The 26,239-nt window shown below is 73.6% G+C and carries 24 protein-coding genes; 13 read left to right on the top strand and 11 right to left on the bottom strand.

The window, feature by feature from the left end:
* Positions 1-15 precede the first annotated feature (15 nt).
* The 3 genes from ACFYY2_RS04815 to ACFYY2_RS04805 form a co-directional block, all read right to left on the bottom strand.
* Positions 16-885, bottom strand: a complete 870-nt coding sequence (locus ACFYY2_RS04815; RefSeq protein ID WP_388737076.1) for a DUF5707 domain-containing protein — start codon at positions 883-885, stop codon at positions 16-18.
* 149 nt (positions 886-1,034) lie between these two features.
* Positions 1,035-4,211 carry a sacsin N-terminal ATP-binding-like domain-containing protein gene (locus ACFYY2_RS04810; protein WP_388737074.1) on the bottom strand — a complete coding sequence of 1,059 codons (3,177 nt, stop codon included), beginning with the start codon at positions 4,209-4,211 and terminating at the stop codon, positions 1,035-1,037.
* 213 nt (positions 4,212-4,424) lie between these two features.
* Positions 4,425-5,357: a DUF3027 domain-containing protein gene (locus tag ACFYY2_RS04805; protein WP_388737072.1), complete on the bottom strand. Its 933-nt coding sequence runs from the start codon at positions 5,355-5,357 to the stop codon at positions 4,425-4,427.
* A 430-nt stretch (positions 5,358-5,787) separates the two neighbouring features.
* Here ACFYY2_RS04805 and ACFYY2_RS04800 point away from each other — a divergent pair, with 430 nt between their 5' ends.
* From ACFYY2_RS04800 to ACFYY2_RS04785, 4 genes are read left to right on the top strand one after another with little or no spacing between them, the layout of a single operon-like run.
* On the top strand, positions 5,788-7,221 hold the full coding sequence (locus ACFYY2_RS04800; protein ID WP_388737070.1) for an MFS transporter: 1,434 nt from the start codon (positions 5,788-5,790) through the stop codon (positions 7,219-7,221).
* A gap of 27 nt (positions 7,222-7,248) precedes the next feature.
* The gene (locus ACFYY2_RS04795) at positions 7,249-7,731 is read left to right on the top strand and encodes a DUF2771 domain-containing protein (RefSeq protein ID WP_388737068.1); all 483 of its coding nucleotides are present in this window, start codon (positions 7,249-7,251) and stop codon (positions 7,729-7,731) included.
* Positions 7,732-7,757: 26 nt separating this feature from the next.
* Positions 7,758-8,468, top strand: a complete 711-nt coding sequence (locus ACFYY2_RS04790) for a futalosine hydrolase (RefSeq protein ID WP_388737066.1) — start codon at positions 7,758-7,760, stop codon at positions 8,466-8,468.
* Positions 8,449-9,345 (top strand): 1,4-dihydroxy-6-naphthoate synthase, encoded by an 897-nt coding sequence (locus ACFYY2_RS04785; RefSeq protein ID WP_388737063.1) that lies wholly within the window; start codon positions 8,449-8,451, stop codon positions 9,343-9,345. Before ACFYY2_RS04790 ends, ACFYY2_RS04785 begins: the two co-directional genes overlap by 20 nt.
* Positions 9,346-9,379: 34 nt before the next feature.
* On the opposite strand, the gene ACFYY2_RS04780 is transcribed toward ACFYY2_RS04785, so the two are convergent.
* Positions 9,380-9,763, bottom strand: coding sequence for a cold-shock protein (locus ACFYY2_RS04780; RefSeq protein ID WP_327116033.1), 384 nt, complete (start codon positions 9,761-9,763; stop codon positions 9,380-9,382).
* Between the two features lie 165 nt (positions 9,764-9,928).
* Here ACFYY2_RS04780 and ACFYY2_RS04775 point away from each other — a divergent pair, with 165 nt between their 5' ends.
* Positions 9,929-10,165: a hypothetical protein gene (locus tag ACFYY2_RS04775; RefSeq protein WP_388737060.1), complete on the top strand. Its 237-nt coding sequence runs from the start codon at positions 9,929-9,931 to the stop codon at positions 10,163-10,165.
* A 121-nt stretch (positions 10,166-10,286) separates the two neighbouring features.
* On the opposite strand, the gene ACFYY2_RS04770 is transcribed toward ACFYY2_RS04775, so the two are convergent.
* Positions 10,287-10,913, bottom strand: a complete 627-nt coding sequence (locus tag ACFYY2_RS04770) for an HAD family hydrolase (protein WP_388738567.1) — start codon at positions 10,911-10,913, stop codon at positions 10,287-10,289.
* A 124-nt stretch (positions 10,914-11,037) separates the two neighbouring features.
* Here ACFYY2_RS04770 and ACFYY2_RS04765 point away from each other — a divergent pair, with 124 nt between their 5' ends.
* The 4 genes from ACFYY2_RS04765 to ACFYY2_RS04750 all read left to right on the top strand — a co-directional run bounded on the left by ACFYY2_RS04765 (position 11,038) and on the right by ACFYY2_RS04750 (position 14,695).
* Positions 11,038-11,589: a hypothetical protein gene (locus ACFYY2_RS04765; RefSeq protein WP_388737057.1), complete on the top strand. Its 552-nt coding sequence runs from the start codon at positions 11,038-11,040 to the stop codon at positions 11,587-11,589.
* Positions 11,590-11,724: 135 nt separating this feature from the next.
* Positions 11,725-12,735, top strand: a complete 1,011-nt coding sequence (locus ACFYY2_RS04760; protein WP_388737055.1) for a FecCD family ABC transporter permease — start codon at positions 11,725-11,727, stop codon at positions 12,733-12,735.
* Positions 12,732-13,817, top strand: a complete 1,086-nt coding sequence (locus ACFYY2_RS04755) for a FecCD family ABC transporter permease (protein WP_388737052.1) — start codon at positions 12,732-12,734, stop codon at positions 13,815-13,817. Before ACFYY2_RS04760 ends, ACFYY2_RS04755 begins: the two co-directional genes overlap by 4 nt.
* A complete protein-coding gene (locus ACFYY2_RS04750; RefSeq protein ID WP_388737049.1) occupies positions 13,814-14,695 on the top strand; it encodes an ABC transporter ATP-binding protein in 882 nt (293 codons plus the stop codon). The genes ACFYY2_RS04755 and ACFYY2_RS04750 overlap by 4 nt, the downstream gene beginning before the upstream one ends.
* Before the next feature lie 63 nt (positions 14,696-14,758).
* On the opposite strand, the gene ACFYY2_RS04745 is transcribed toward ACFYY2_RS04750, so the two are convergent.
* The 3 genes from ACFYY2_RS04745 to ACFYY2_RS04735 form a co-directional block, all read right to left on the bottom strand.
* Positions 14,759-15,304 (bottom strand): TetR/AcrR family transcriptional regulator, encoded by a 546-nt coding sequence (locus ACFYY2_RS04745; protein ID WP_388737047.1) that lies wholly within the window; start codon positions 15,302-15,304, stop codon positions 14,759-14,761.
* Between the two features lie 7 nt (positions 15,305-15,311).
* On the bottom strand, positions 15,312-15,893 hold the full coding sequence (locus ACFYY2_RS04740) for a sugar O-acetyltransferase (RefSeq protein ID WP_388737045.1): 582 nt from the start codon (positions 15,891-15,893) through the stop codon (positions 15,312-15,314).
* A gap of 87 nt (positions 15,894-15,980) precedes the next feature.
* Positions 15,981-17,108, bottom strand: coding sequence for a hypothetical protein (locus ACFYY2_RS04735; protein WP_388737043.1), 1,128 nt, complete (start codon positions 17,106-17,108; stop codon positions 15,981-15,983).
* A gap of 64 nt (positions 17,109-17,172) precedes the next feature.
* Here ACFYY2_RS04735 and ACFYY2_RS04730 point away from each other — a divergent pair, with 64 nt between their 5' ends.
* Complete coding sequence (locus tag ACFYY2_RS04730; RefSeq protein ID WP_388737041.1) at positions 17,173-19,662, top strand: helicase-associated domain-containing protein; 2,490 nt, start codon at positions 17,173-17,175, stop codon at positions 19,660-19,662.
* A gap of 20 nt (positions 19,663-19,682) precedes the next feature.
* Here the strand turns inward: ACFYY2_RS04730 and ACFYY2_RS04725 are convergent, their stop codons facing one another.
* Positions 19,683-20,480, bottom strand: coding sequence for a uracil-DNA glycosylase (locus ACFYY2_RS04725; RefSeq protein ID WP_388737039.1), 798 nt, complete (start codon positions 20,478-20,480; stop codon positions 19,683-19,685).
* A gap of 78 nt (positions 20,481-20,558) precedes the next feature.
* A complete protein-coding gene (locus ACFYY2_RS04720; protein ID WP_388737037.1) occupies positions 20,559-20,756 on the bottom strand; it encodes a hypothetical protein in 198 nt (65 codons plus the stop codon).
* A gap of 281 nt (positions 20,757-21,037) precedes the next feature.
* Between ACFYY2_RS04720 and ACFYY2_RS04715 the strand changes: the two genes are divergently transcribed.
* Entirely contained in the window at positions 21,038-21,631 is a 594-nt protein-coding gene (locus ACFYY2_RS04715; protein ID WP_388737034.1) for an XRE family transcriptional regulator, read from the top strand.
* 255 nt (positions 21,632-21,886) lie between these two features.
* Positions 21,887-23,530 (top strand): DNA repair helicase XPB, encoded by a 1,644-nt coding sequence (locus ACFYY2_RS04710; protein WP_388737032.1) that lies wholly within the window; start codon positions 21,887-21,889, stop codon positions 23,528-23,530.
* A 41-nt stretch (positions 23,531-23,571) separates the two neighbouring features.
* Here ACFYY2_RS04710 and ACFYY2_RS04705 read toward each other — a convergent pair whose 3' ends face one another.
* Entirely contained in the window at positions 23,572-23,763 is a 192-nt protein-coding gene (locus tag ACFYY2_RS04705; protein WP_388737031.1) for a hypothetical protein, read from the bottom strand.
* 390 nt (positions 23,764-24,153) lie between these two features.
* On the opposite strand from ACFYY2_RS04705, the gene ACFYY2_RS04700 reads away from it, so the two are divergent.
* Positions 24,154-26,217 carry a HelD family protein gene (locus ACFYY2_RS04700; RefSeq protein ID WP_388737028.1) on the top strand — a complete coding sequence of 688 codons (2,064 nt, stop codon included), beginning with the start codon at positions 24,154-24,156 and terminating at the stop codon, positions 26,215-26,217.
* Positions 26,218-26,239 lie beyond the last annotated feature (22 nt).

Raw genomic sequence — 26,239 nt, 5'->3', positions numbered from 1 at the left:
GGGTGTGCCTTCTCGCTACTTCACGTCGACGAAGTCACCCGCGGCCGTGACGGTCGGGGTGGTGGAGGTGCCGGCGAAGCTGTAGCGCCAGTAGCCGTCGACCGACGCCGTGACGGTGGTCTTCAGCGCGCCGGTGCTGTTGGTCTTGATGGTCTTGACGGTGCTGTAGGTGCTGCTGGTCTTCTTGCGGAACTGCAGCTTGACGGGCTGACCCGCGTAGCCGTGGTAGGCGAAGTCCTCCCAGTTGGCACGCGACAGCTTGCCGGTGACCGTGATGGTCTTGCCCTTCTTGACGGGCTCGGGCGCGGCGTTGACGGTGATCCGGGAGACACGCTGGACGCGGGCCGTGGAGTAGAAGTCGGTGTACGCGACCGCGCTCTGGTCGGCGGCGAGCGCACCGGCGGAGACGTGCCAGGTGCCGGCCAGGGCGTTCTTGTACAGGTCGTCGCCGGGGTACGCCGTGATCGTCAGCGTGCAGGTGGCGGTGGTGGCGTTGGAGCTCTTGCAGGACGCCACGTCCTCGTTGGGCATCAGCAGACCGTCGATGTCGTTGTCGACGTTCGTGCCGTGCCACAGGTCGACGTAGGCGTCGGACACGCCGGACGCGTGCGAGGCGGTGACGGAGACGGTGAACTTCTTCGCGGCCGTCGTGCCGACGGTGATGTCCTTGCCGCCGTTGACGACGACCTTCGAGATCACCGGCAGCGCCGAGGCGGCACGCGCGGACGCGCGGGGGGCCTTGTTCGCGGTGATGCCGAACACGTCGGCCGCGGTGGGCTTGTGCAGATTCGGAACGGCCGTGCCGTCCGCCTGCGCCGCCGGCACGGCGAGGGCGGACAGAGCCAGGGCGCCGGAAACCGCGGCGACAGTGGCGCGAATACGCATGTGTTCCCCAGTGGAGAAGGGGGTCCGTGGCAAGTCCTGAGACTGGCGGTCCCCGTGTGGTCTGCGAGTCTGGTGACTCGACAGACCAGACAGGTTTCACATGTGAATGGTTGTATGCCCGGACGACTTTTCTGTGAAGATCACATGAATCAGTCGAACCAGCGGTCCCGGGCCAGCTCCTCCGTACGGGACGGGTCCTCCAGCAGCGCGGCCACCTCGAAGCGGCGCGGCCACTGACCTGCCGCCCACGCGAGCCCGGCCGCCACGCCCTCCAGCGTGGCGGCGTGCACCACGCCGTCCGGGGTGCGCCGCCAGTCCAGCTCCGTGCCTCCGGCCCGCAGCTCGGAATGCTCCACGTACGCCTCGGGGGTCCCCGCGCCGAGCAGGATGCGCACGGAGTCGGGCACCCGGTGCTCCTCGCCCTCCGTCGTCACCGCGGCCTCCACGCTCTCGCCGAGCCGCCGCACCTGGAGCATCTCGGCCAGCTCGGCCGCACGCGCCGGGGCGACCGGCAGGAGTGGAAGCCCGCCGCTCAGGGGCAGCAGGTCCGGGGCGTCCGCGATCAGGGCGTCCGCCGCGTCGACCACCCGCACCTCGTCGTCGACCACGGCCCGCAACTCGTCCGGCAGCGTGACCTGTTCGGGATCCATCTCGGCGAGCGCCGTGTAGAGCGAGTGGAGCTGTACGGGGCCCACGGGACGCTCCTCGTCCGCGAGCCGGCTCAGCAGCTCCGCCGCGCCGCCCGGCTCGTCCAGGAGCGCCGCCACCGACGTCCGGACCCCGAGCGCCCGCAGCACCTGCGCGTCGTCGAAGCCCGTCGCGTCCACGGCGTCGTAGAGGCCCGCCAGGCGCGGGTCCCCGCCCGCCGCGCGCAGGCCCGCCGGACGGCGGCCGTCCAGCACCGGGTGGTCGCGCAGCCACCACGCCGTGTAGGGCCGCACGGACTGCGTGGTGCCGTCCGGGAGCAGCACCCGCACCGGCTGGGTCAGCGCGTCGCGCAGCGGGGGCTCGGCCAGCATCGCGAGAGCCTGCGGCCACGCGTCGTCGTCGACGAGGTCCAGGTCGCGTACGGCGACGAGCTCGGTGGCGACCGGCGGCACCGGGGTGTCCGGGAGCTGGTCCAGGACGTCCTCGCACCACACGTCGACGGCGTCGAGCAGCCCGGCGTCGTCCGGCTCGGCGAAGTCGCCGTCCCGGGGCTCCAGTTCGTCCGGGTCCAGGACGACGTCGGCGGCCCGTACGAGCGCGAAGGTGGCCAGCACCCCGCAGGCGGTCAGGGGCTGCTCGCCCCAGCGTCCGGCCAGCTCCTCGTCGCACAGGGCGAGTTCGCCCTCGCGCATCACCTGGGCGAACGGGCTTCCCGGCAGCACGAGTTCACCCGCCGGCGCGGGCTCGCCGTCCTCGTCGGGCAGGGCGAGCGCGGCCAGCCAGGGCTCGTCACCCGGCGCGAGGTCCGCGTCCCGCACGAGCGTGAGGACGGTCTCCGCCAGCTCGTCGCCGTCCAGCGCCTCCTCGTCCCACACCTCGCCCGCGTCCAGCGAACCCGCGACGGCGGCCCGGACCTGCGGGGTCCCCAGCACCGCACGCGGCGTGGCGGGCAGGGCGCCCAGCTTCTCCAGCAGCGGGTGCGCGGCATCCGGATGGGCCACCTTCAGCCCGAGCCTGGCCAGCCGGCCGAGCACCGGCCCGGTCGGCGCGTCGGGCAGCGGCAGGAGGACCTGGCGGGGTCCGATGGTGGTGCGCGGGGCGTCCGCCGGGCCGGCGAGGGGTACGGGCAGACCCGTGAGCCGGTCGGGATCGACGCCGCCCAGGCTGTCGTACAGCCGCCGCCACCACTCCGGGTCGCGCTCCAGGCCGGCCAGCCGGTCGATGGCCTCGGTCAGCGGGACCCGGGCGACGCCGAGCGTGCGCAGCTCCACCCGGCGTTCCAGCCCGGCGGGGAGCAGGCAGGGCAGGACCTCGGCCAGGACCCGCACGGTCTCGGCGCCCACGCCCTCGACCACCTCGGCCTCCACCGGCCGCAGTGCGGTCGTCGCCTGCTGCGGGGCACCGCCACCGTCCCAGTCGTCCCACTGCGCGGCGGACTCGGAGGGGTCGCGGGGCGCGGCGGGCTCCAGGAACGCGACCCGGGGCAGCCGCTCCAGGATCGCGGCGCGCAGCGCGCCGTCGAGCTGCCCCTTGCCGAGCACGCCCGGGGCCAGCGCGATCGTGGCGACGGACACGGGCTCCCACTCGGCGAGCAGCCGCGCGTACGCGTCGGCCGCCCGCTCCACGAGGAAATCGGTCAGCGGGCCGGGGGCGGGGTGGCGGCGGGTGGTGTCGAGCGGCAGCGAGGCGATCAGCAGGGCCGGGACCCCGAGGGGTTCGTCGGTGGGGGTCGGCGCGTGCACCACGGGCGCCGTACGGGGGTGCTGGGGCGCGCCGTCGCCGTCCACCGGCACCGCCCACGTGACGGACCAGTGGGGCCGCAGCCGTTCCTCGACGGGCCGGTCGGCGAGCAGCCCGGGCTCCAGGGGGCCGCTCGCGGCGACGGTGCGCCAGCGGTGCAGACCGTGCGCGGAGTCGTCGACGTGGACGTACGGCCCGTGCTGCGAGCGTCCCAGCGTCCGCACGCCGTCGGGGGTTTCGATGACGACCTCGGCCAGGCCCGGCAGCGTCAGGAGCAGCGCGTCGTCCACCCCGTCGAGCAGCCTGCCCACGAGGTCCTCGGCCACACCGTCGCGGAGCGGGAGGACGACGACCGTGTCGTAGCCGTCGGGGGCACCGCCCTCGGCGGGCAGCGGAAGCCGGAGGAGCGGGACGTGTCCGTCACGGCGGCGCAGCTCGTCACCGAGGCCCGGACTGCCGACGGCCGCCTGCCGCGCGAGGTCGCGGGCCTCCGCCAGGGACCAGCGGACACCTCCGTGGCGCCCGATGACGGCGGGCTCGTCGCTGACGGCCAGCACCGCGGCGAAGCCGACGCCGAAGCGGCCGACGGCCGACTCGTGGCCCTCGCGCTTGGCCGAGGCACGCAGCGTGCTCAGCGACTCGACGCCGGTCGCGTCGAGGGGGGCACCGGTGTTGGCGGCGGCCAGGACGGCGGGGCCGTCGCCGGACGCCGCGTGCAGGGTGAGCCGGAGCCGGCCGGGGGCGCCCGCGCGGGCCGCGGCGTCGGCGGCGTTCTGGGCCAGCTCGACGACCAGCCGGTCGCGGTAGCCGCCGAGGACGAGGTCCTCCTCGGCGTTGGCGTCCTCCCGGAAACGGGCGGGACCCGAACCCCAGGCGTCGAGCACGCCGCGCCGCAGTCGCGCCGTCCCGAACGGATCGGCCCCCTCGGTCGCATTCATGCCCACGCTCGTACTCCGCTCTTCCGGTGACCCGTGACGCCAAGTGTGCGCCCGAAGGTACCGCGACCGGGAAGGCCGTGATCGCCGCCCGGCCACGGCCCGGGGCCCGTCGGGAGGGAAGGCACGCGGAGGGGCCGGCGGCTACGGCACCGCGTCACGGGCACGCCGCACGGGCCCGGCGCGCGGCGCCGGACCCCGTGGTGCGCGGATGCGTCAGGAGTGGCCGAGGTCCTCGGTCGTGCCGTCCGGCCTGGCCGGGACCGAGCCGGAGTCCTCCGGGGGCCGCAGCGTGTAGTCGTCCACCCGCAGGGTGTCCAGGGCGTGCGGGGCGGGCCTCACCGGCTTCGGCATGAGGGCCGCCTCGGAATGCCCGCCGCAGCCGTAGGACAGCGAGACCACGCGGCCGTCGGCCGGGGCGAACTCGTTCGCGCACACGCCGAACGCCTGCCGCAGCGAGCCGGCCATCGGCACGAGGAACGCACAGGTGACACACGACGCGGGCGCCGCCTGCGCCATCGGTGTCCTCGCGCCGAACTCCTCGTCCCACCGGTCCGCCGCCAGCCCCAGGCCGTACCGGGACAGCACCCGCGCACGCCGGGTGCCGAGCTCGTCGGCGACCGAGGCGATCGAACCGCGGCTCGTCCCGGGCCGCGTCGTCAGCTCCGCGTCCTCCACGTCGACCACGGCGGCGAGTTCCTGGGAGACCTCGGAGACGGCGGAGTTCGGCGGGGGCTCGTCCTCGCCGGTCCAGCCCGGTTCGAGACGGGGGTCCTCCGCCTCGGTGGGCAGCAGGTCGCCCGGCCCCATGTCGCCGGGCCTGAGCCGCTCGCTCCACGGCACCCACTCCGGGGCGAGGAGCGCGTCGGAGCCGGGCAGCAGCACCGTTTCGTCAAGCGTGACGTTCTTGGCGCGCGATGCCCTGGCGACCGTCACCGCCCAGCGCCAGCCCCGGTAGCCGGGCTCCTTGGACTCGAAGTAGTGGGTGACGACCCGGTCTCCCTCGGAGACCAGGCCCACGTGCTCACCCACCACTCCGGGCGCCGCGGCCTCCTCGGCCGCCGCGCGCGCGAGGTCTACCGCCTCGGCGCACAGACGGTCGGGGGCGGGGGTACGGGCCGTACGGCTTCGCGTCGTCGCAGCACTCACAGGTCTCGCTTCTCTCCATACGCCGTCTCACGAGCGCGCCAGCGACTCCATCGATGTCCGATTTCGGCCATGACGGTGGTGAACGGAGCGGACCTGGGGGCCGCGTCGACGTCCACACCCGTCGTGCCTGCCTCGGGCGCGCCTTCTGCAATCCATTCTGCGGGATCGCGGAGAGGCGCGCGGCCAAGAACAACCGCCGGTGGCGCGTGAGTGCACGCTACCCTCTCCGCCGCCCCGCGCCCACCTGCCCGTCCCAAAACAGGACCGCGACCGTTCAGGACCCGCCCCGGAACGGTCGGGATCCGCAGGGGACCGACGGCACAGCCCGGCCGTTCACCGCTGCGGACGGACTCACCCGACGGAGCGGCCGTCGCCGCGCCCCGGCCCGATCATGGGTTCGTGACAGCGGGGCGTGGGGCACTATGACCACGTGGCCGCCGCCAGGTCGTCCGACGGATCCGGCCCGCTCCGCAGGGCGGGACGGGTGATGGGCCGTGCCCTGCGGGCCCCGTTCACGGGCACGGCGCGGGGTATCCGCAAGGCGACACACGCCCACGGGGCCGGGGAGTCCGGGCTCGGCAAGCTGATCGAGCTGCACGCGGTCAACGGCGCCGGCGACGTCATGATCACCGTGGCGCTGGCCTCCACGGTGTTCTTCTCCGTACCCACGGACGAGGCCCGCGGGCGCGTCGCGCTCTACCTCGCCGTCACCATGGCCCCCTTCACCCTGCTCGCCCCGGTGGTCGGCCCCCTTCTCGACCGGCTGCCGCACGGCCGCCGCGCCGCGATGGCCGGCGCGATGTTCGCACGGGCCGTACTCGCCATCACGATGTCCGGGGCGGTCGCCACGGGCGGGCTGGAGCTCTACCCGGCGGCTCTCGGGGTCCTGGTCTGCTCCAAGGCCTACGGAGTGGTCCGCAGCGCCGTCGTGCCCCGCCTCCTGCCACCCCGCTTCTCCCTGGTGAAGGCCAACTCACGGGTCACCCTGGCCGGCCTGCTGGCCACGGGCGTCGCCGCCCCGATCGGGGCGGGACTCCAGGCCGTCGGATCGCCCTGGCCGCTGTACGGGGCCTGCGTGATCTTCCTCGGCGGCACCGTCCTCGCCTTCACGCTGCCTCCCAAGGTCGACTCCGCGAAGGGCGAGCGCAAGGCCCGCCTCGTCCCGCCGCACGAGGAACCGGCCCGCCCCGCTCCCCCGCGGGACTCCGGGAAGCGGGGCCGGTGGACCGGCAGCACCAGGACCGACCGGAAGGGCAGGGAGAAACCGCCGGGACTCCGGTCCGTCGGGCCGTCCGTCCTGCACGGCCTCCAGGCGAACGCCGCGCACCGCGCGCTGTCCGGCTTCCTCATCTTCTTCCTGGCGTTCCTGCTGCGCGAGCATCCGCTCGCCGGGCAGAGCGCCGCCGTCTCCCTCGGCATCGTCGGCGTCGCGGCCGGCGCCGGAAACGCCTTCGGCACGGCGGTGGGGTCCTGGCTCAGGGCGCGCGGCCCCGAGGTGATCGTCGCGACGGTGCTGGGGCTCGCCCTGACCGCCGCCGTGCTCGCCGCGGTGTTCTTCAGCACGGTGATGGTCGCCGCGCTCACCGCGGTCGCCGGCTTCACCCAGGCGCTGTCGAAGCTGTCGCTGGACGCGATGATCCAGCGGGACGTGCCGGAGGAGGTGCGCACCTCGGCCTTCGCCCGCTCGGAGACGCTGCTGCAGATGTCGTGGGTGGCCGGCGGCGCGATCGGCATCGCCCTCCCCCTCAACGGAGTACTCGGCATGTCCGTCGCCGCCGGGCTCCTCGCCCTCGGCGCCTCCGCCTCCGTACGGGGCCTCCTGACGGCCGCGCGGCGCGGCTCACCGCACCCCCGCGTGGCGTGAGCGGCGTCGACCGATAACCTTCGGGCCATGACCGTTGCGTTCTTCTCCGGTAGGGGCCGCCGAATCGGCGTCGCCCTCGGTGCCGTGTCCGCGGGACTCCTTGTCCTGTCCGCCTGCGACAAGCCGACGCCGCTCGCCACCGTGACGGTCGGCGACAACTCGGTGAGCACCGAGGCCGCCTGCTACAACGACGGCAAGGCGCTCAAGGAGTCCGAGATCCAGGGCTGCCTGAACAAGAAGGCGGAGAAGTCCGTCGAGGTCGCGATGGACGACAAGGTCCGCTTCGGCGTCGACCCCGAGATCGCGGACAACGGCTGGACCCTGTTCATCAACGGCCAGCAGGCCGAGCAGGAGCCGTACAAGAAGACCTACCGGTCGATCCCGGGCAGCGCGTTCTTCGCCAGCCAGACCGGCGAGACCACCGCGTCCAAGACGCAGATCAGCATCGTCGAGACCAAGGGCCAGAAGCTCACCGGCGTCTGGCACTTCGAGCTCAAGAAGACCTCCTGATCCCCCTGACCTCCGAGGCCACCGCCGTGCGGGTGCTCGTCGTGACCGCCGTCCCGGCCGAACGGGACGCGGTCACGCGTGCTTTCGGGGGTGACCCGGAGGTCCGCGAGGTGCCCGGCGCACAGCTGCACCGCGCCGGGCCGTTCGACGTCGTGGCGGGCGGTGCGGGCCCGGCGGCCGCGGCGGCCGTCACCGCCTACGCCCTCGCCTCGGCGCCCGCCTCCGAGCCGTACGCGCTCGTCGTGTCGGCGGGCATCGGCGGAGGCTTCGCACCCGCCGCCCGTGTGGGCTCCCTCGTCGTGGCGGCCCGCATCGTCGCCGCGGACCTGGGCGCCGAGACCCCGGACGGCTTCGTGCCCGTCACCGGTCTCGGATTCGGCAGGGACACCTTCCTGCCGCCGGACACGCTGGTACGCGAGGTGGCCGCGGCCACGGGCGCGGTCACGGGCACCGTGCTCACGGTGTCCACCGTCACGGGCAGCGCGGCCCGTACCGCGGCCCTGCTGGCCGCGCACCCCGGAGCCGTCGCCGAGGCCATGGAGGGCTTCGGCGTCGCCGAGGCCGCGGCCGGGCTCGGCGTACCGGCCCTGGAGATCCGGGCCGTCTCGAACACCGTGGGGCCCCGCGACCGCGCGGCCTGGCGGATCGGGGACGCGCTGGCGGCGCTCACCGAGGCGTTCGGGAAGACCGCACACGTAGTGGAGAGTTGGAACCGGCATGACCGACACAGTGACTGACACCGCGCCCGACCCCGACGGCGCCTCGCAGCCGGCCCTCCGGATCGCCTTCTCGCCCTGTCCGAACGACACCTTCGTCTTCGACGCCTGGGCCCACGGAAGGGTCCCCGGCGCGCCGGCCCTCGACGTCACCTTCGCCGACATCCACCTCACCAACGGCATGGCCGAGCGCGGCGAGTTCGACGTGCTGAAGGTCTCCTACGCCGTCCTGCCCTGGGTGCTCGACGAATACGCCCTCCTGCCGTGCGGCGGGGCGCTGGGACGCGGCTGCGGTCCGCTCGTCCTCACCAGGGAGCCGGGCACGGACCTGACGGGAAAGACCGTCGCGGTGCCCAGCGAGCGCTCCACGGCGTACCTCCTCTTCCGGCTCTGGGCCGCCGAGGTCGTGCCGGGCGGTGTCGGCGAGATCGTCGTCATGCCGTTCGACGAGATCATGCCCGCCGTGCGCGACGGCCGGGTGGACGCCGGGCTCGTCATCCACGAGGCCCGCTTCACCTATCAGAACTACGGCCTGCACAGCCTGGCCGACATGGGCGAGCACTGGGAGCTCACCACCGGCCTCCCCATCCCCCTCGGGGCGATCATCGCCAAGCGCTCGCTCGGCGACGAGACCCTGAAGCGGCTCGCCGAGTCGGTCCGCACCTCGGTGCGCATGGCCTGGGACGACCCGCTGCAATCGCGTCCGTACGTCCTGGAGCACGCCCAGGAGATGGACCCCGCAGTGGCCGACCAGCACATCGGGCTGTACGTCAACGAATTCACCGCCGACCTCGGCGAGCACGGCTACGCGGCGATCCGCGGCCTGCTGACCCGCGCGGCGGCCGAGGGGCTCGTGCCCGCGCTCGGCCCGGACGCCCTGGCCTTCACCGGCCGCTGACGGTGGGGCCGGGCCGCAAGGGCCCGGCCGTACGTCAGACGTCGAGCTGGTCGGCGACCGCCCTCAGCAGCCCCGCGATCTTCGCCCCGGAGGCCTTGTCGGGGTAACGGCCCCGCTCCAGCATCGGCGTGATGTTCTCCAGGACCGTCGTCAGGTCCTGCACGATGGAGGCGAGTTCGTCGGGGCTGCGCCGCTGTGCGGCGGCCACGGACGGGGTGGGGTCGAGGATCACCACGGAGAGCGCCTGGTCACCGCGCTGTCCGGCGACCACGCCGAACTCGACGCGCTGACCGGGCTTGAGGGCCTCGACTCCGGCCGGGAGCACGGAGGAGTGGACGAAGACGTCCGCGCCGTCGTCGCGCGAAAGGAAGCCGAAGCCCTTTTCCGAATTGAACCATTTGACCTTACCCGTGGGCACGTCTGTCCTCGTCCTCGTACTCGTCGGTGTGCGGGAGAGCCGCGAACCGGCTCCGAATAGCGGTACGGCGGGTCTCCGACCCGCCACGTCCAAGGCTAGTGGCCCGGGGGCCGGACACAAGGCGTCGCCGAACGGTTCCACCGAGCTGGGAACTACCCTGGCCGGGTGACTACTACTCCTTCCGGCGCAGGCGACCGGCTCGTACGGGTCGGCGCGATCGTCTTCTTCATCGGCGCGCTGGCCACACTGGTCACCGTGGCCCCGCTGTTCCTCGGCACCGACCCCTTCCCGTCCGTCGCCTACGCGGTGTGCATGCTGATGGGACTGGGATTCCTGATCGCAGCCGCGGGGGTCGTGCGGTCGGTGTGGAAGAACTCACCGAAGCGCGCCGCAACGAGGTAGCGGTCCGGAACCCCTCCGGACTCCGGCTCCGGGAGAAGGCCGCGCACCTGCGGGACATTGGCGCGAATCGGGCCGTCCCGCTCCCCCGTCACCTCGGGCGGTACGCGCCGACGGCGGTCCGTCAGGTCGCCGCGAAGGTCCGCAGCCAGTCGGGGAACGCCGTGAGGTCCGGCAGGATCACCTCGGCACCGGCCTCGCGCAGCTCCGCCTCGTCGCACGGCCCGGTCGTGACACCGACCGACAGGGCGCGCGCGGCGTGCGCCCCGCGCACGTCCCCGGTGTGGTCGCCGACGTATATCCCGGCCCCGTGCTCCAGGAGCGCGGCCGCCTTGCCCTCGGCCCAGAGCCCACCGATCAGCAGGTCGGCACCGATGCCGAGGTGCGCGAGGTGCAGCTTGGCGTTCGGTTCGTACTTGGCGGTGACGACCATGGCCCGCCCCCCGAGCGCCTGGACCGCCTCGACGGCCTCACGGGCGCCGGGCATCGCGGTGGTCGGGGTGATCGCCCGGTCCGGGTAGACCGCGCGGTAGCGGTCGCAGACCTCCGCGACCGCCTCGGCCGGGAACCAGTTGGCCATCTCGTCCTCAAGGGGCGGCCCGAGCCGGCTGACGACCAGGTCGGTGTCGATGTACACACCCGTCTCGGCGGCCAGGGTCTCGTAGGCGGCCCTGATCCCGGGCCGGGAGTCGATGAGCGTCATGTCGAGGTCGAAACCGACCGTCAAGGTGTGTGAGGGCATGAGGCCCATTGTGCCGAGTGCCCCGGACACGAAAGCCCGCTCCTCCCGTCCCCTGTCCCTGTCCCTGGCCCGGTCCCCGTCACCGCCGGCCCTCCGCGACCGCCTTCCGCCTTCCCCTACCGAGGAATGACCGTTGACTCCGCACTCCCTGGCCTTCTACGTCCACACCGTCACCACCGGCACCGTGCTCGGCGCCCGCCCGACCGATTCCGCCGACCGCGTCGCGGCGGTCCTGGGGACCGACTTCGCCGAGGACGCCACCGGACGTCGGACGATGTTCCGCGACTACGGACTCGCCGAGTTCCACTTCCACCGTGATCGTGCCGGCGGCCCCTGGACGGGCCACCACTTCAGCCTCCAGGTGCACAGGCTGGCCCTCGGCCCCGTCGGCCTGCCGGGCCCGGTGCTCCGCGAGCGCTACGGACGCTTCGCCCCACGGCTCCGCTTCGAGAAGCTGCGGGGCCTGCTCCACAGACGCGGGGTCCCGCTGGTGGAGATCCCGGAGTACGCGGCGAACACGCCGCACTACCGCACGTTCTGGCAGCCCGCCTCGCAGACGGCCGTCACCTTCGTCGCCGTCCGCGGCGAGTACAGCACCCCGGCCGCCCTGCGGCCCGGAGACGTGTACGGCATCACCTCGCCCGTGACCGCCGACGAGGTGGCGATGCGCTCGGCACGGGCCTGAGGCCCGGGAACGGAAGGGTGCGAGGGCCCGGAGCGGAGGGGGCCTGCCCGGTTTCATGGTGCACCCATAGACTTAGCCAAGCCTTACCTCGTATTGCCGTTCCTCCCTCCTGGCCCGCTCCCCCGATTGGTTCCGATGGCCGCCGCAGCACCCCGCCTGTCCGGACGCGCGCTCGCGATAGCCGTGGCAGTCCTCGCACTCCTGTTGTCCGTCCTGCTCAGCCTGGCCGTGGGGGCGCGGACCATCGCGCCGTCCGCCGTCGTGGACGCCCTCCTGCACGGCGGGCACACCGAGGCCGCAGACGTCATCCTGCAGCTGAGGCTGCCGCGCACCCTGATCGGCCTGATGGTCGGTGCCGCCCTGGCCCTCGCCGGCACGGTGCTCCAGGGCATCACCCGCAACCCCATCGCCGATCCGGGCATCCTCGGCATCAGCCAGGGCGCCTCGGCCGCGGTCGTCCTGGCCATCGCCTACGCCGGAGTCCACACCCTCACCGGATACGTGTGGTTCGCGTTCGCGGGTGCCGCCGTCGCGTCGGTCGCCGTCTACGCCATCGCCTCACGGGGGCGCGGCGGCGCGACCCCCGTGAAGCTCGCGCTGGGCGGGGCCGCGATCAACGCGCTGCTGGTGTCGGTGACCATGGCGGTCCTGACCACCAAGGCGTCGGCGCTGGAGGAGTTCCGCTTCTGGCAGGTGGGGTCGATCTCCGGCCGGGAGGCCGAGGTCGCGGAGCGGATCTGGCCGTTCCTGCTGGTCGGCGCCGTGCTGGTGGTGTCCGTGGCGCGGGGCCTCGACGCGCTGGCGCTCGGCGACGACGTCGCCAAGGGCCTGGGACAGAACGTGGCGGCCGTCCGTGTCGTCGGCGGTATCGGGGCGACCGTGCTCACCGGCGCGGGTGTCGCGGCGGCCGGGCCGATCGCCTTCGTCGGGCTCGCGGTGCCGCACATCGCCCGCGCGATCGTGGGCGGCGGACACCGCTGGGTGCTGCCGATGGCCGCCCTCCTCGGGCCCGTGATGCTCCTCGTCTCCGATGTCGTCGGCCGGGTGCTGCTCCCGCCGGGCGAGGTCCCGGCCGGCGTCATGACGGCGCTGATCGGCGTGCCCTTCCTCGTCACCCTCGTACGCCGGAAGGCGGCCCCCGCATGAGCACGGACACGGCAGTGCCCGTACGCCCCCCGGTACGCCCGGCCGGTTACGGCGTCCTGCGGATCGGGAAGCGGGCCCGTTTCCTGGTCCACCGGCGGGCGACGCTCGTCGCGGCGGCCCTCCTCGTCGTGCTGGCGGCCGTCTGTGTCGCGTACCTCTGTGTCGGCGAGAGTTTCGTCGCCCCGGGTGAGGTCGTGAAGGTCGTCCTCGGCAGGCCGTCGCCCGACGAGCTGGTCGTGGGCACGCTGCGGATGCCCAGGATGGTGGTCGGGCTGCTCGTCGGCGCGGCGTTCGGGGTCGCGGGCGCGCTGATCCAGACGGTGGCCCGCAACCCGCTCGCCAGCCCCGACATCATCGGCATCAGCCAGGGCGCGAGCGCGCTCACGGTCGGCGCCATGACCTTCGGCCTCACCTCCTACACCGTCCTGCCCTACCTGTCCGTCGCCGGCGGGATCGCCGCCGCGGCGCTGGTGTACGTCTTCGCCTGGCGCGGCGGGCTCCACGCGACCCGCTTCGTCCTCATCGGCATCGGCTTCGCCATCGCCCTGCGTTCCGTGACGACCCTCTTCCTGACGAAGGGCGACTACCTGGTCGCCCAGCAGGCGCAGATCTGGATGACGGGTTCGCTGAACGGCCGCGGCTGGAGCGAGGCGGCGCCGATCGGCTGGGCGCTGCTGGCCCTCCTGCCCGCCGTGCTGTGGGCGGCGCGGGCGCAGCGCACCGTGTCGATGGACGACGACACCGCGACGGCGCTGGGGGTGCGCCTGGGCCGCGTGCGCCTCGGTCTCGTCGCCCTGGGAGTCGTCCTGGCGTCCGTGGCGACCGGGACCGCGGGGCCGGTCGACTTCGTGGCCCTGCTCGCCCCGCAGATCGCCCGCAGGATGACGCGTACGGCACAGATCCCGCTGGTGTGCTCGGCGCTGCTGGGCGCGGTGATCGTCGTCTTCGCCGACCTGCTGGCGCGCAGGCTCTTCTCCCCCGTCGAGCTCCCCGTGGGCGTGCTGACCGCGGCGGTCGGCGCCCCGTATCTGATCTGGTTGATCATCCGCGGTCACCGCGGCCGTAATGGAGGCAACGCATGACCACGACCGGCCGCACGGACTCCCCGGCCACCGACGCGCCCCCGGCCACCTCCAGGCTCACGGCGCGGTCCCTGACGCTCGCCTACGAGGACCGCACCGTCGTGCAGGAGCTCGACCTGGCCGTCCCGGACGGCCGGGTGACGGTCATCGTCGGCCCCAACGCCTGTGGCAAGTCCACGACTCTGCGGGCGATGGGGCGGCTGCTGAAACCGGCGGGCGGGGCGGTGCTGCTGGACGGCACGGAACTCTCCCGCATACCGACGCGCACCATCGCGCAGTCGGTGGGGCTCCTTCCGCAGACGCCCGTCGCACCCGAGGCGATCACCGTCTCCGACCTGGTGGCCCGTGGCCGGCAGCCGCACCAGCGGTGGTGGCAGCAGTGGTCGGAGGCGGACGAACGCGCGGTCGCGGAGGCCATGGAGCGCACGGACGTCACCGCGCTCGGCGACCGGCCGGTGGACGAGCTGTCGGGCGGACAGCGCCAGCGCGTGTGGATCGCGATGGCACTCGCCCAGGACACGGATCTGCTGCTGCTCGACGAACCGACGACGTATCTCGACATCGCGCACCAGGTCGAGGTCCTGGACCTGGTGCGGCGGCTCGCCACACCCGCCGCGGACGGCACCCGGGGCCGCACCGTGGTCACCGTGCTGCACGACCTCAACCAGGCCGCCCGCTACGCCGACCACCTCGTCGCCATGAAGGCGGGCCGGATCGTCGCCGAGGGCAGGCCCGGGGACGTCGTCACCGCGGACCTCGTCCGCGAGGTCTTCGGGCTGGAGGCGGTCGTCGTCCCCGACCCGGTCACGGGGTCGCCGCTCGTCGTGCCGGGCGCGCCCTGGACCCCCGCGCGGGCCACCCCGGAGAAGGGGCTCTGACATGCCTGTGGGGCGCGGTGTCAGGTCCGCGCCCCACAGGCCGTTCGGGTGCCCCACGCCGCCCTAACCGCCGGACGTCATGCGGCCCACCGCCTGCCGCGTCAGAGCGCGGTCCTGCGGTTCGGTGTCGAGGGACCGGTGCAGGGACGTGCCCTCGATCAGGGCGTCCAGCTGCCGTGCGGTGTCCGGGTCGAAGTGCTGCTCCAGCAGGCGGCGGCTGCGGTTCATCCAGGCGTGGGTGAGCTCGCGGTACTCGTCGCGCCGGGCCGCCAGTGTGTAGAGCTCCTGGGTGAGGACGAGATCACGGCGGGGCCCCTCGGACAGCACGTGGATCAGATCGGTGACGGCCTCACGCGCCTCCTCCGGACTTCCGGCGCGGCCCAGATGCAGCTCGAACACGGCCACGATGTGGTCGGCGAACCGCGTGAAGGCCTCGCGCAGCAGGTCGTCGATGCCCGTGAAGTGGTACGTCATCGAACCCAGGGGCACATCGGCGCGGACCGCGATCTTGCGGTGCGAGACGCCCGCGACGCCCTCCTCGGCGATGTGGTCGAGCGTGGCGGCGAGGATGCGCTCGCGCCGCTGCGGGTCCGTGCGTCCGGTGGCCACGGGGCGCTCAGACGTCCCGGACGACGCGGGCCGGATTGCCCACCGCCACCACACCGGCGGGAATGTCCCTGGTGACCACGGACCCGGCGCCGATGACGGAGTCGTCCCCGATGGTCACACCGGGGCACACGATGACTCCGCCGCCCAGCCACACGTTGTCGCCGATGGTGATGGGCTGCGCGGCCTCCAGCTTGTCCCGGCGGGGCTGCGGCTCCACGGGGTGCGTCGGGGTCAGCAGCTGCACGTTGGGGCCGATCTGGCAGTCCTCGCCGATGGTGATCGCCGCGACGTCCAGCGCCGTCAGGTGGTAGTTGACGAACGTGCGGGCCCCGATGCGGATGTTGCTGCCGTAGTCGACGTAGAGCGGCGGCCTGAGGTCGACGCCCTCACCCAGGGAACCCAGGAGTTCGGCCAGGACCGCGCGGGCGGCGTCGGCGTCCTCGGTGTGGAGAGCCTGGTAGCGGGCCGCGAGGCGCATCGCGCGCTGCTGCTCCCGGGCGATCTCCGGGTCGTCGGCGATGTAGAGGTCGCCCGCGCGCATGCGCTCCATGTGGGTGCGCGGATCGTCGGCGAAGTAGTCCGTGGGCATGCGGACGACGGTACACCCCCGAGGTGTACGAACGTACGCCTCGGGAGGGTGCGCACGTACGACCTTCCGGCCCCGCCGTCCCCGCCGTCAGCCGGACAGCCTCCGCGCGCGCCAGACCAGGTACAGCGCCGAGGCCACCGCCGCCACGCGCACCACGACCGGCCAGACGTCCGTCATCGCGTCACCCAGGGCGCCCTCCGCGATGGGCGCGCCCCAGCGGCCCTCCATCCGGCCCCACAGCCACACGAAGGCACCGGCGACGACCACGCCGGGAAGCCCCATCGCGACCCACTTCGCCTCCGCGCGCGAGATCCTGCGCGAGCTGTACGCGAGGAGCCAGCCACCGGCGAGCGCCAGCCAGGAGCCCAGCACGGCGCCCGCCACCAGCAACGCGGCGGCGAGCAGCAGCAGCGGGTTCGCGAGGCGCGGCCTCACGGCCGCCTCACCGTCCACGGCGGCCGGCCCGGGGCGTCCGCGCAGCCGCAGCCGCCTCCGGGGCGCCGGTACGGCCACCGCGGGACCGGGCTTCTCCTGCCCGGGCTTCTCCTGCGCGGGCTTCAGCGCCTCGGCCGCCTTCGCCGCCTCCGCCTCCTCCGGGGTGACCGCCACGGGCGGCCCGGTGGGACGGAACAGCTCAGGGCTCTCCAGGCCTCCGACGAACCCCGGCACGTCGGTTCCCGGCGCGACCGCGCCCCGCGCCCCCTCACCGAAGGGCCCCGGTTCGATCCGCCACCACTCCGGCTCGCCCCCGGACGGCGCCCGGCCCAGGCCCGTCATGTGCGGCGCGTCCGCGGACGGCCAGCCCGGCGCCGGAGCCCCCAGGGGACCCGGCTCCCGGGAATCGGGCTCCGCCGGCCCCCGCGACGCGCCCTTGCGGAACGCGTCTTTCCCCAGCGTCCCCCGCCGCGCCCGCGGCACCCCGGCAGGCCTCTCCGCACCCGCGCCCGCCGCCTCCCCGGGCGACGGCAGCGGCACCGTGCCGTCGCCCGATCCGGCCGCGGCCGCGACGAGTTCGTCCGGGGCGCCGAGCCGCCCCAGGATGCGCCGGACCGCAGCGGGAGAGTCCGCACCGTCCGTGCCGCGCTGCCGGTCGATCTCGCCGCGCAGCGTCGACACGAGCCTCATCCGGGCACCCGACGACAGCTGTTGCTGCTGGGCCAGGTCACCGACCCGGCTGAGAAAGTCGTAGACAAGCTGGTCGCTCTCGATCCCCACGCGATGGTTCTCCCTCTACCCGCCCTGCCCCGACGGTAGCGTTCCAGGGGCTACCGTGGGACGGATGGGGACGACCACACCACCGCGCACGCTCGCCGAAGCTCTGCGCGCACGGGGCGACGAATCGCTGGCAGGGCTTCTGCGTGCCCGCCCCGACCTGCTCAGCCCCGTGCCGAACGACATCACCCAGCTGGCCACGCGGGCCGGTACCCGCGCCTCCGTCGTCCGCGCGCTGGAGCACCTCGACCGCTTCGCGCTGCAGACCGCCGAGGCGCTGGCGGTGGCGCCGGACCCGGCCCCGTACGACACGCTGCTCGCCCTGCTCACCGGTGACGGCGAGGGCGACGGCGACGGGCGGGACGACGCGGGCGCCGCGATCACCGCCGCACTGCCCGCGGCGCTCGCGACACTGCGCGAACAGGCCCTCGTCTGGGGCGAGGACGCCCGCCTGCACCTCGTGCGCACCGCGCGCGAACTCCTCGCCCCGTCCCCGCAGCACCCTTCCCCCACCGGTCTCGGGCCGACGGTCGCGGAAGCCACGGCCGGCATGTCACCGGGCCGGCTGCAGGAGATCCTGACGGCGGCCGGGCTCCCGGCCACCCACGACCCCGTGTCCGCCGTCGCCGCGCTGGCCGGACTCTTCACGGACCGTACGAGGATGGCGGAACTCCTGGACACCGCCCCGGTCGAGGCGCTGTCCGTCCTCGACCGGCTGGTGTGGGGCCCGCCGTACGGTGAGGTCACCCCGAACCCCGCACCGCCGGTCCAATGGCTGCGCGACCGCGGGCTGCTGCTGCCCGTGTCGACCCGCACCGTCGTCCTGCCGCGTGAGGCGGCACTGCATCTGCGGGCCGGCCGCGCCCACCGTGTGCCCGAGCCGGTCGCGCCGGAGCTCGTCGCGGCGGCCGAGCGCGATCCCCAGGCTGTGGACAGAGCGGCGGCCGGCCAGGGGTTCACGGCACTGTCCACCGTCGAGGAGCTGCTGAAGCTCTGGAACAACGGCGGCCCGGCCATCCTGCGGGCCGGCGGCCTGAGCGTGCGCGAACTGAAGCGCGCCGCCACCGCCCTGGACGTCCCCGAGAACACGGCCGCCTTCTGGATCGAACTCGCCTACACGGCGGGCCTGCTGGCCTCCGACGGCGAGACGGACGAGCGCTACGCCCCCACCCCCGCGGCCGACGAGTGGCTCGACCTCCCCGCCCAGGACCGCTGGACCCACCTCGCCACCGCCTGGCTCGCCGCCACCCGCACCTCCGGGCTGATCGGAGGCCAGGACGCGAAGGGCAGGGCACTGTCCGCACTCGGCCCCGACCTCGACCGCTCGGCCGCACCCGAGGTCCGCCACCGGGTCCTGGAACTCTTCGCCTCGCTGCCCCCGGGCACGGCTCCCGACCCGCAGACCCTGCTGGCCCGCCTCCGCTGGGAGCGGCCGCTGCGGACGTCCAGACCCGGCGGGCCCACCGCGGGGTCACCCGCCTCGGGGCAGCCGTCCGGCGACACCTCCGACCTGCGGTCCCGCATCGCCCTGTGGACCGCCAACGAAGCCGAACTCATCGGGATCACCGGACGCGGGGCGCTCTCCTCCCAGGCCCGCGCACTGCTCGACGAGGGCCCCGACGCGGCGGCGGCCCGGCTCGCCCCGCTGATCCCGGAGCCCCTGGACCACGTGCTGCTCCAGGCCGACCTGACCGCCGTCGCCCCCGGTCCGCTGGAACGCCCGCTCGCCGACATGCTCTCGGTGCTCGCCGACATCGAGTCCAAGGGCGGCGCGACGGTCTACCGCTTCACCCCCGGCTCCGTACGCCGCGCACTCGACGCCGGCCGGGCCGCGTCCGACCTGCACGCTTTCCTGGCCACACACAGCCGGACCCCGGTGCCGCAGCCGCTGAGCTACCTCATCGACGACGTCGCCCGCCGCCACGGCCACCTCCGCATCGGGGCCGCCTCCGCGTACGTGCGCTGCGACGACGAGGCCGTGCTCAACGAGATCCTGGCCGACAAGCGCTCGGCGACCCTGCGCCTGCGCCGCCTCGCCCCGACCGTGCTGGCCGCGCAGGCGGACCCGGGTTCGCTGCTCGAAGGGCTGCGCGAGATGGGATACGCCCCCGCCGCCGAGTCGGCCGAGGGCGACGTCCTGATCACCCGGGCCGGGGCACGCCGCACCCCGCCGCGCACACCCCCCGCGCCCGTGCCCGAGGGGCCGCCGGTCCCGGACGCCACTCTGCTGACCGCCGCCGTACGGGCCATCAGGGCCGGCGACACGGCTGCCAGGGCCGTCAACAAGGAGGCGCCGGACACGGCGGCGTCCGGTTCGCTCCCCCGCACGACGCCCGCGGAGACGCTGGCCACGGTGCAGGCGGCGGCGATGACCGGGTCGGCCGTCTGGATCGGTTACGTCAACGCGGACGGTGCGGCCAGCCAGCGCGTGATCGCCCCGGTGAAGGTGGAGGGCGGCTTCGTCACGGGATACGACCACACCGCCGACGAGGTGCGCACCTACCCGCTGCACCGCATCACGGGCGTCGCGGAACTGGCGGACGAACAGACGACCTGACGGACCGCCCCGCCGACGGGTCAGCCGCCGGGGCCCGCCGGTCCGAGCCCGCCCAGGACGGCGGCCTCCCGGAGCACGTCGGTGAGCATGGGCATGGTGAGCCGGCCGGTGAACGTGTTGCGCTGACTCGCGTGGTAACTCCCGAGCAGGTGCAGTTCGTGCCCGTGCTCCGTGGCGGGCAGCACGACGTGCGCGCCGTGGCCGAAGGCCGGGCGCGGTCGGGGCAGCGTCCTGCCGGACTCCGCGAGCACCGGCAGCAGGGCCTGCCAGCCGAAGGCACCGAGGACGACGATCGCGCGGAGCCCGGGGTTCAGCAGGGCCAGCTCCCTGGTCAGCCACGGCCGGCAGGTGTCGCGTTCCCGAGGCGTCGGCCTGTTGGCCGGGGGCGCGCAGTGGACGGGCGCGACGAGGCGCACGCCGCGAAGGCGCAGCCCGTCGTCGGCGTGCTCGGAGGTGGGCTGCGAGGCCAGGCCCACCTCGTACAGGGCCCTGAAGAGGAAGTCGCCCGTCGCGTCACCGGTGAACATCCGGCCGGTCCTGTTTCCCCCGTGCGCGGCGGGCGCCAGCCCGACCACCGCCACCGACGCGTCGGCCGGCCCGAAGCCGGGCACGGGCCGCCCCCAGTAGTCCCACTCCTGGAAGGCCGCCCGCTTCACCGCGGCGACCTCCTCCCGCCAGGCCACCAGCCGGGGACACGCACGGCACCGGGTCACCAGGCCGTCCAGCTCCGCCATCCCCGCGGCACTCGGCGCGTGGTGGGCCGGAAACCCGGCGTCGTCGGGTCCGGGCACCCCGCCCGCAGGCTCCGTCTCGTCCATCCGCCCACGCTACGGGCCCGGCGGGCCGGAACGCGGATACGCCCCGAGCTGTCGTACGCACGCCGACCTTGTGCGTGATCACGAGTGACCTTCCGGATGGCGCCGCATCAGGACGTTGCAGTCCGACACCGTGCTCAGGTCACCCACGAGGCGGGAGCGGTCACGCACCACAGCGAGTTCGGCGCAGCCCGCGCACCCCTCGACGGGCGTCGGCTCCGCCTCCGCACGGAGCGGCAGCCCGAGCGGACCGGTCCGGCGAGTCGTTGGCTCAGTCATGCCGTGATCCTCGACGTTCCTTCCGGACGTATCCACGCCGAACGAAGGACAGTTGGACCGTTCCTCGCTACGGTCGCCGAAAGGCCCGAACGTCCGCAGGAGAACCCTTGAACACACTCCTCCGATCCGCTATGGAGAGTGCCGGCATCACCACTCGGCAGCTTGCCATGCATATTGGTGTGACCGGGAAGACGGTTGAGCGATGGCTGGCCGACGCGGAGCTGACGCCCCACGCACGGAATCGCGATGACGCCTGCCGGGCGTTGGGAGTGGATGAGGAAATGATCTGGCCCCAGGCAGTGAAGGACCGAATCAAGAGCGGCCACGACCGCGAACTGATCCACAGCTACCCGTACCGTTCCGCGTGCCCGTCGACGGTGTGGAGCGAGTTGACCGGCGATGCCGAGTCGGAGATCTTCCTCGCCGGATACACGAACTACTTCCTCTGGACGCAGGTGCCGGCCTTCGTGGACACGGTCCGCCGGAAAGCGGAGGCAGGGTGCCGGGTCCGTTTCCTGCTGGGAGACCCGGAAGGAGAAGTGACCCGGCAACGGGAGGCCGTCGAGGACGTGGCCCTGACCGTCTCCACGCGCATCAGGATCACGCTGGAGCACCTTGATCGCGTCGGTCCCCTGGATGGTCTGGAAACCCGCTTCAGCGCGCCCGAGGACGCGGTCAACCACGTGAGCCTCTCCGTGTTCAGGTTCGACGACGAGGCGTTCGTGACACCCCACCTCGCCCGGCTCGTCGGGCACGACTCACCGCTCCTGCACCTGCGAAGGCAGGGCGCGGGCGGGATGTTCGACCGGTTCGCGGAGCATGGCGAAGAGCTCTGGGAGCGGGGGAGGGTTCGGACCCCGCAGGCCCGCACGTAGCCGCTGCCGCCGTCGATGCCGCCGCCGTCCGGCAGACGGCCCGGGAACCCGGCGTCGTCGGGTCCGGGCACCCCGCCCGCAGGCTCCGTCTCGTCCATCCGCCCACGCTACGGGCCCGGCGGGCCGGAACCCCGCTCCCGCGCGCCCGCCCGGTTGCGCCCCGGATGCGGCACACTGGACGTTTGGCCGTTCGCGGCCGTCCCGGCGGCGGATCCCAGCAGCAGGGCAGAAGCGGAACAGAAAGGGCCGACGCGCGTGAATGGGCCACTCATCGTCCAAAGCGACAAGACGCTGCTCCTGGAAGTCGACCACGACCAGGCCGACGCCTGCCGTCGTGCCATCGCCCCCTTCGCCGAGCTGGAGCGTGCGCCCGAGCACATCCACACCTACCGGCTGACACCGCTCGGCCTGTGGAACGCCCGCGCCGCCGGACACGACGCCGAGCAGGTCGTCGACGCCCTCGTGGAGTACTCCCGCTACCCCGTGCCGCACGCGCTGCTCGTCGACATCGCCGAGACGATGGCGCGGTACGGCCGTCTCACCCTCTCCAAGCACCCCGTCCACGGCCTGGTGCTGACCTCCAACGACCGGCCCGTGCTGGAGGAGATCCTCCGCTCGAAGAAGGTCCAGCCGCTGGTCGGGGCGCGCCTCGACCCGGACACCGTGGCCGTGCACCCCTCCGAGCGCGGGCAGATCAAGCAGACGCTGCTGAAGCTGGGCTGGCCCGCCGAGGACCTCGCCGGATACGTCGACGGCGAGGCGCACCCGATCGAGCTCGACCAGGAGGGCTGGGCGCTCCGCCCGTACCAGAAGCAGGCCGTCGAGGGGTTCTGGCACGGCGGCTCCGGTGTCGTCGTCCTCCCGTGTGGTGCCGGGAAGACGCTGGTCGGGGCCGGTGCGATGGCCGAGGCCAAGGCGACCACGCTCATCCTGGTCACGAACACCGTCTCGGCCCGGCAGTGGAAGCACGAGCTGGTGAAGCGGACCTCGCTGACCGAGGACGAGATCGGCGAGTACAGCGGGACGCGCAAGGAGATCCGTCCGGTCACGATCGCCACCTACCAGGTGCTGACCACCCGGCGTAAGGGGATCTACCCGCACCTGGAGCTGTTCGACTCCCGCGACTGGGGGCTCGTGATCTACGACGAGGTGCACCTGCTGCCCGCACCGGTCTTCAAGTTCACGGCCGACCTCCAGGCCCGCCGCCGCCTCGGGCTCACCGCGACGCTCGTGCGCGAGGACGGGCGCGAGTCCGACGTCTTCTCGCTCATCGGCCCCAAGCGGTTCGACGCCCCGTGGAAGGAGATCGAGGCGCAGGGCTACATCGCGCCCGCCGACTGCGTCGAGGTCCGCGTGAACCTCACGGACTCGGAGCGCCTCGCGTACGCGACGGCCGAGGCCGAGGAGAAGTACCGGTTCTGCGCGACGACCGCGACGAAGCGGAAGGTCACCGAGGCGCTCGTCCGGAAGCACCGGGGCGAGCAGACCCTCGTCATCGGTCAGTACATCGACCAGCTCGACGAGCTCGGTGAGCACCTGAACGCGCCGGTGATCAAGGGCGAGACGAGCAACGCGCAGCGCGAGAAGCTGTTCAACGCGTTCCGCGAGGGCGAGATCAGCGTGCTGGTCGTGTCGAAGGTCGCGAACTTCTCGATCGACCTGCCCGAGGCGACCGTCGCGATCCAGGTCTCCGGGACGTTCGGCTCGCGTCAGGAAGAGGCACAGCGGCTCGGCCGGGTGCTGCGGCCGAAGGCGGACGGGCACGAGGCCAGGTTCTACTCGGTGGTCGCCCGCGACACGATCGACCAGGACTTCGCGGCGCACCGCCAGCGGTTCCTGGCCGAGCAGGGCTACGCGTACCGGATCGTCGACGCGGACGAGCTGCTCACCGAGAGCTGACGGCTCCGGCCGGTCCCGGTGCGGGACGGTGCCGGCCGGACTCAGCGGTGGCGGCGGACGACGCCGGCCTCCTCCGCGTACTCACCGAGCACGGCCACGCCGAACGCGGCGCGCACGTAGACCGAGACGGCCCGCACCGCGTTCCCGACGCGGTGACCGCGGTGGCGGCCGGTCGCCGCGGTCGCGCCGTGCGCGGGGCCGGTCCTGCGTGGGTCCAGATAAACGCTGCTCATGCCTTCCATGGTGCTCCGCCCTCTCCGCACGGGCATCGGCCCACGGAGCGAAGTCCCGGCGGACCCCCGTCGGCCTCAGGTCGCATGCCGCCGCGTGCCGTCCCCTACGGGGCGTACGGGGGCCCGGGCCGCCGGGTGATGTTCCCCGAATTCGTTCGCTCCCGCGGGAAACGCTCGGTACACTCGCCGGTCTGCCCGCCTCCCGCACCGTGGTACCGGCCCGCCCTTCCGGCGGCCGGCAGCCGGGGGAGCGCCGCCGACCGGACGGAAACCGGCCGACAACCGCCGCACGCGCCCACCCGCGTGCGCATCCCCTGTGAGTACGTCCCCGAGCGGACAGGGCGGCCGGCCCTGTCCGCCGTCCTGCGTCGAAAAGCCGGAGGCAACACCGTGCCCGCGCACGAAGAGTCAAGCAATCCACTGGTCAGGGAGCGGGCGCACCTCGCCGCGTCCCGTGCCGCCCTGCGTGCCATGCGTGAGGACGTGCAGTCGCTCGACATCCGCGACGTCACGGCGAACTGGGTCAACGCCGCCGTCCTGCAGGCCCAGATCGACGACCGCATCAAGGCGCTCGCCGACCTCACCCACACCCCGCTGTTCTTCGGCCGTCTCGACTACCTGCACGTGGTGGGGGCCGAGAAGGCGGAGGGTTCGGAGGGGGAGCAGTTCTACATCGGGCGCAGGCACGTCCACGACGCCCACGGCGATCCGATGGTCATCGACTGGCGTGCCCCGGTCTCGCAGCCCTTCTACCAGGCCTCCAAGAACAACCCGCTGGACGTCGACCGCCGCCGCCGCTTCGGCTACACCGGCGGCGAGCTGACCGCGTACGAGGACGAACGCCTCACCGACCCGGCGGAGGAGGAGCAGACCAGCAAGCTGCTCCAGGCCGAGATCGAGCGGCCCCGTGTCGGTCCGATGCGTGACATCGTGGCGACGATCCAGCCCGAGCAGGACGAGATCGTCCGCAGCGGGCTCGGCGGGACCGTCTGCGTCCAGGGCGGCCCCGGCACCGGAAAGACGGCCGTGGGCCTGCACCGGGTCGCCTTCCTCCTGTACGCGCACCGCGAGCGGCTGGCCCGCACCGGCACCCTCGTCGTCGGCCCGAACCGGTCGTTCCTGCACTACATCGAGCAGGTCCTGCCGGCGCTCGGCGAGCTGGAGGTGAAGCAGGCCACCGTCGAGGACCTCGTGACGGCCCGCGTCGAGGTGCGCGGCACCGACGAGGCCGCCGCCGCCGTGATCAAGGGCGATGCCCGGATGGCGGAGGTACTGCGGCGTGCGATCCGTTCCCACGTCACTCCTCCCACGGAGTCGGTCATGGTGGTCCGGGGGTCGCGCCGCTGGCGTGTCCCGGCGTACGAGATCGAGGAGATGGTCGCCGAGCTACTGGCCCGCGACATGCGTTACGGCGCCGCGCACGAGGCGCTTCCGCAGCGCATCGCGCACGCCGTCCTCGTGCGCATGGAGGAGGCGGGCGAGGCTCCCGACGACCGGGTGCAGAACGCCGTCGCGCGCAATCCCGCGGTGAAGGCGGCCGTGAAGGCGATCTGGCCCGCGGTCGATCCGGAGAAGCTGGTGCTGCGGCTGCTGACCGACGCGGACTTCCTCGCCGCCCACGCGGCGGGGACGCTCACCGACGAGGAGCAGAAGCGGATCCTGATGGAGAAGCCCGCCCGCAGCGTGAAGTCGGCGAGGTGGACGGCGGCGGACGCGGTCCTGATCGACGAGGCCGCCGACCTGGTGGCCCGGACGCACTCGCTGGGACACGTCGTCATCGACGAGGCACAGGACCTGTCCCCCATGCAGTACCGCGCGGTGGGGCGCCGCTGCTCGACCGGTTCGGCGACGGTCCTCGGCGACCTGGCCCAGGGCACGACCCCGTGGTCGACGCAGAGCTGGGAGCAGGCGCTCTTCCACCTCGGCAAGACGGACGCGGTGGTGGAGGAGCTGACGGCCGGCTTCCGCGTGCCGCGCGAGGTGATCGCCTACGCCTCCCGGCTGCTCCCCGCGATCTCCCCCGGCCTCGCCCCGGTCAAGTCGGTGCGAGAAGCGCCGGGTTCGCTCGCCGTGCGTGAGGTGTCCGACGCGGGCGAGCTGGACGCGGCGGTGGTCGCGGCGTGCGAGGAGTCGCTGCGCCACGAGGGGTCCATCGGCCTGATCGCGGCCGACGCCCGTATCCCGGCCCTGGCGGCCGCCCTCTCCGGGGCGGGCCACAGCTGCCTCTCCCCCGGTGAGGAGACGACGGCCGAGTCCCGCCTGACCCTGGTCCCGGCCTCGCTGGCCAAGGGCCTGGAGTACGACTACGTCGTGCTGGACGAACCCGCGGCGGTGGTCGACGGCGAACCCGACGAACGCACCGGCCTGCGCCGCCTGTACGTCGCCCTCACCCGGGCCGTCTCCGGGCTCGTCGTCCTGCACGCGGCCCCCCTCCCGGAGCAACTCGCCCGGTGAGGGCCGGCCCGGCGCCGTCCGC

It is taken from the genome of Streptomyces sp. NPDC001822, assembly GCF_042892135.1.
Classification (GTDB): Bacteria; Actinomycetota; Actinomycetes; order Streptomycetales; family Streptomycetaceae; genus Streptomyces.
Note: the sequence above shows the minus strand (reverse complement) of the source record. Positions and strands in the feature narration are given on the sequence as shown.